The 1,107-nt window shown below is 38.1% G+C and carries 1 protein-coding gene, 1 rRNA gene and 1 pseudogene; all 3 read left to right on the top strand.

All coding sequences use genetic code 11. The features are described from left to right. Window positions 1-89: ribosomal RNA gene (gene rrf, locus BN8908_RS00005) — 5S ribosomal RNA — on the top strand; the annotation flags it as partial. Between the two features lie 190 nt (window positions 90-279). Further along, window positions 280-585: a hypothetical protein gene (locus tag BN8908_RS00010; RefSeq protein WP_021987697.1), complete on the top strand. Its 306-nt coding sequence runs from the start codon at window positions 280-282 to the stop codon at window positions 583-585. 29 nt (window positions 586-614) lie between these two features. Continuing rightward, a pseudogene (locus tag BN8908_RS19190) lies at window positions 615-794 on the top strand (IS256 family transposase); the annotation flags it as partial. Window positions 795-1,107 lie beyond the last annotated feature (313 nt).

A 1,107-nucleotide genomic window follows, 5' to 3' on the forward strand; every position in this document is an offset into this window, starting at 1 on the left:
TCCACCTCTTCCCATACCGAACAGAGAAGTTAAGCCCTTTCACGCCGATGGTACTGCCCTTAGGGTGGGAGAGTAGGTAGGTGCCGAATTTTGAAAGAAAGAGTCTCAGAAATGGGACTCTTTTTTTGTAAATAGCCGTAACGTAGTGTAGGCAATTTATCCCCGGAGTCTCAGTGATGGGACTCTTTTTTTGTATATAAATGAAACACTATCGAAAAAACGGCAGTTATGAAATTTTTTGAGTAATTTTGTGTCTAATGAAGAAAACAGCTTAAAAATATGGAAAATATACTCCCAGCAATTGTTGCAGGTGTTGTTGGAGGCATCTTCGTAGACGTTTTGATTTTTAGTTTTATCAAGTTTTCTAAAGCCAAAGATGCTACAGCAAAGATAAAGGCTCTTAATTTGATAGCTCTATGTACAATTTTTCTTTTTGCAATAGCTTTTTGCTCTGAAATTTACATTGACGTAGCTGGAGGTCAATCTCCTGATTGGCTACGTAAGATAGGAGGGCTATTCCTTTTAATAATGGTCTTGACTGTATTCCTTTTGCAAAGAGCAAAGAAGAAAGTATCTGGCAATTAAGTTCTCAAGCCTTCCATTACCGAGAAGGCGGCACGGTTGACCTGCTGGTATGCTACGAACGATGTGGCATCGAAAACACACTGGCCGACACTTTCCGCAAAAGCGGATCTGCAACTATGTACTTATGTACCATATACCTGAAAAGGAATATCGCGGGTAAAGTCAAGCTCAGGGATAAAAAGCAGGTCATGGCGGAACTCAGACAAATGAAAAAAAGAAAATACACACTTTTCGGTACACTATTGATTCTTTTTGATTTATGGTTGTATACCATTCATTTTATGACCAGACTTAATCCGGATAGATAACCCTTTATTTCCCTTTGAAATTTCTCAGCGAAGTCCGCGTGATTCGCGTGATTTGATTTAAAACCGTAGATCAGAAATTACACAGTGAGTCCGTCCCAGTCATGTTCGGAAGAACAGTCCCTCCAATTTTGGAAATCAAAAAAAACATACCAGTTATTAACAATCATGTATTATTTTGTTAGTAACTAATTGTTTTATAATGTATTGACTTGTA

Source organism: Culturomica massiliensis, from assembly GCF_900091655.1.
GTDB classification, from domain to species: Bacteria; Bacteroidota; Bacteroidia; order Bacteroidales; family Marinifilaceae; genus Culturomica; species Culturomica massiliensis.

Coding starts and splice junctions, on each gene's coding strand:
- BN8908_RS00010 (WP_021987697.1), top strand. CDS start 280: ATGGAAAATATACTCCCAGCAATTGTTGCAGGTGTTGTTGGAGGCATC.